At 35.2% G+C, this 3,580-nt stretch carries 5 protein-coding genes; 2 read left to right on the forward strand and 3 right to left on the reverse strand.

What is annotated here, in order from left to right; genetic code table 11:
- Window positions 1–350, reverse strand: a 350-nt coding sequence (locus WFK35_RS21395) for a ferritin-like domain-containing protein (RefSeq protein ID WP_336734554.1), incomplete at its 3' end; no start/stop codon positions are given.
- A 104-nt stretch (window positions 351–454) separates the two neighbouring features.
- Entirely contained in the window at window positions 455–1,024 is a 570-nt protein-coding gene (locus WFK35_RS21400) for a fasciclin domain-containing protein (RefSeq protein WP_336734555.1), read from the reverse strand.
- A gap of 248 nt (window positions 1,025–1,272) precedes the next feature.
- On the opposite strand from WFK35_RS21400, the gene WFK35_RS21405 reads away from it, so the two are divergent.
- Window positions 1,273–1,839: an RNA polymerase sigma factor gene (locus tag WFK35_RS21405; protein ID WP_336734560.1), complete on the forward strand. Its 567-nt coding sequence runs from the start codon at window positions 1,273–1,275 to the stop codon at window positions 1,837–1,839.
- 1 nt (window position 1,840) lies between these two features.
- Window positions 1,841–2,650 carry an anti-sigma factor gene (locus WFK35_RS21410; RefSeq protein ID WP_336734556.1) on the forward strand — a complete coding sequence of 270 codons (810 nt, stop codon included), beginning with the start codon at window positions 1,841–1,843 and terminating at the stop codon, window positions 2,648–2,650.
- An 88-nt stretch (window positions 2,651–2,738) separates the two neighbouring features.
- Here the strand turns inward: WFK35_RS21410 and WFK35_RS21415 are convergent.
- A partial coding sequence (locus WFK35_RS21415) for a chloride channel protein (RefSeq protein WP_336734558.1) occupies window positions 2,739–3,580 on the reverse strand: 842 nt, incomplete at its 5' end.

Here is a 3,580-nt window from a genome sequence, read left to right on the forward strand (position 1 = left end):
GTTGCTCCGCTGATCGCTGCCTTAAAGAAGTCTCTGTGGATTACTTCATGATGATAAAGATCTGTAAAAAGTTGTTTTTCGGCATTTGATATTCCGGAATAGAAATTATTAACAACCTTAGTATAGAAATCTGCTTCCAACTGTTCAAGTGCATAAGCGTAATTTAATACACCCACATCACCTTTTCCAAGGTCGAAAACGTTATTTTCAACCATATCGAAATTATCGTCATCACAACCGATCATGGTAAGACCTGCAAGAGCAAGACCTACACCGCTCAGTTTCAAAAAATTTCTTCTGCCTGTATCCAGAGTCGCTCCCTGGTTAGACACATTAATAGTTTTTTTCATAATATTATTTTTTAGTGTAGAGATTTATATATTGTTAATGTGTTTTAGATAAGTTTGAAAGAAAACAGCATAAATATTATGCTGTTTCTCACACTTAAAAATTATTATGGCATTAATACCGTATCGATAACATGAATTACACCATTGGATTGGTTAACGTCTGCAATGGTTACTTTTGCATCGTTTCCTTTAGCATCTCTTACATAAAGATTTTTACCTTTTGCCCAGAAAGTAAGTTCTTCACCTTCTATTGTTTTCATCATTGCTTTACCATTTCCTGCTTTTACAGCTGCCCAAACTTGTTTAGAGCTGTATTTTCCCGGTAGAACATGATAAGTAAGAATTTTTGTAAGCATTTCTTTATTTTCAGGCTTTACAAGATTCGCTACTGTTCCTTTTGGAAGTTTTGCAAAAGCTGCATCTGTAGGCGCAAATACTGTGAAAGGTCCTGCTCCCTGTAAAGTTTCTACAAGACCTGCAGCTTTTACGGCAGCCACCAATGTTTTGTGATCTTTAGAATTTACTGCATTCTCGATAATGTTTTTTGAAGGATACATCGGCGCTCCGCCAACCATTACTGTTTTTTCCTTCATTGTCTGTGCGGTAGCGTTTCCACTGAAAGCGAATGATAAAGCCACCATTCCTAAAACTGCGATTTTTGATCTTGTATTCATTTCTTTTTGATTTTTAATGATAAATTATTTGATTTGTCTGTTCTTAAAATCATTTACGAACTCGGTTTTATTTTGGATTTAAAAAATTGAATAAAAATCACAATCAATTGAAAAACAGTGCATTAAATTTTGTTTTTATTTTAATATAGTGGTATATTATTCATAATCTGTTAACATATACGTACATTTAATAAGGATTTAAAAGAATTTTTAAAATTTGGTTATGATTAATATTATTGTTATTTTTGGTGGGTAAAAAATTTACTATTAAAACAAAATATTCTGAAGAGCAGCTAATCGTTTTATTAAAAGAAAAAAACGAAACCGGTTTTCATCATCTGTATGATCACTATTCAGGTGCGTTGTACGGAGTAATTCTTCGAATTGTTCAGTCTAAGGAATATACAGAAGAGATCATTCAGGACGTTTTTGTTAAAATATGGAATTCTATCCACCAATATGATGCTTCGAAGGGCAGGTTTTATACCTGGATGATTAATATAGCAAGAAATACAGCGATCGATTATTTAAAATCCAAAGGTTTTCAGAATGAACTGAAAAACCAATCGCTTCCAGATTTCGTATATGATTCTACAGAGCTTTCAACGACTAATGATTCTTCCGATTATATCGGTTTTGCCAGTGTGCTTGAAAGTCTGGAAACTGACAAAAAGGAACTTATCGATCTCGCGTATTATCAGGGATATACACAAAACGAAATATCCGAAAAACTGAAGATACCGCTGGGAACGGTTAAAACTAAAATGAGGAATGCACTTATGAAATTAAAAGATTTGCTAAAAGATTATCAATAAATTGAACACTAAAGAATACATATCATCCGGAATCATAGAATCTTATATTCTAGGTCTTGCTTCTCCTGAGGAGGCAGGTATTTTGGAGTGTGTGATGAAAAACAATGCAGAAGTAAAAACTGCTTTTGAAGAAGCACAGAAAACACTGGAAGATCTTGCAACGGCACAGGCAGTCGCTCCTCCGGCAGATTTAAAATCAAAGGTTTGGAACAGAATTCAGCAGGAACAGACTGTTGAAGAAGAAAAACACGTATTTTCTGCGGATATTCCTGCAGCAAAACCACAGGAAGAGATAAGAATTCAGGGACATAATAACTGGAAAGTATATACCGTTGCAGCATCGGTTCTGCTTCTGGTAAGCGTTGGCGGAAATATTTTCTGGATGAACAGCCAGAAAGAAACTAAAGAAGCTATTGCAAAAATGGAGACTGAGAAAAATGCTCAGAATCTCGCAATGCAGAAAATGAATCAGAAAATGGAAATGATTTCCAACCCTGATATGAAAATGGTAAAACTGAAAGGTGTAGAAAAACACACCGATTCCAAAGCAATGGTTTTTTGGGATACCAAGACTAAAGATGTTTATCTAGATGCCGAAAGTTTACCAAAAGCTCCGGAAGGAATGCAGTATCAGCTTTGGGCGATTGCAGACGGAAAACCTGTGGATGCAGGTATGTACACTGAAGAAAAAGACAGCAAGATTGCTCTTGCCAATATCACCAATGCTCAGGCTTTTGCCATTACACTGGAAAAAAAGGGCGGAAGTCCGGTTCCTACAATGGAAAATATGTATGTGATGGGAGGAGTTTAATTCAATGAAATTTAAAATATAAAGACCGGCATTTCTGTCGGTCTTTTTTGTTGATGATGAAAATATTTTTACTCAATCTTAAAAAATCCTATTCGGAATATTCTTTTAAAAGCTGTCGGTAACTCATTAATATCGTTGACTTAGATATAAATCCTATAAATTGATTATCAGAATCCACCACAGGCAAATTCCAGACACCGGTATCATCAAAGGTCTGAAGGATCTCAAGAGGCTGATCTTCCGGACGGATAATTGCAGGTGGGGCTTTCATGATCTGAATAATTGTTGCGGAAACTTCATCATTGCTAAATAAGTAAGGTCTGATATCATCCAGTGTTAAAATTCCTCTTAAAACCTGGTCTTCATTTATTACCGCAAAAATATTTTTATTACCACTTTTTACCAATTCAAATAATTCAGTAACAGGAGCATTCTCGTTAATTGTCTGAGAATATCTGTCGATAAATTCTTCTGTTTTTAAAGAAAAAAGAATGTTTTTATCATGCTTATTCGTGAAAATTTTCCCCTGATCTGCCAAAGATTTCAGTTCCGGAGAAATAGGAGAGAACCATTTAGCAATCAGATAAGAAATAATGGAAACAATCATCAGCGGAATAAAAAGATCATACCCAAAACTGGATTCTGCAATCAGGAAGATAGCTGTTAAAGGAGCATACATTACGCCGCTCATCGCTCCCGCCATTCCTACCAGAACAAGATTCGTAACAGGAACTTCTGTAAAGCCAATCTGCTGACAGACAACTGCAAAAAGATAACCTACTGTTCCTCCCGCAAAAAGAGAAGGGGCAAAATTACCGCCGTTTCCGCCACCAAAGATCGTGAAAGAAGTTGCAAAAGCTTTCAGCAATAAAACCAGAATTAAAAAAATGATAATCGTAAAATCTTTGATTTCAAAATATCTGAAAAAAC

It is taken from the genome of Chryseobacterium sp. VD8, from assembly GCF_037149975.1.
Lineage (GTDB): Bacteria > Bacteroidota > Bacteroidia > Flavobacteriales > Weeksellaceae > Chryseobacterium > Chryseobacterium indicum.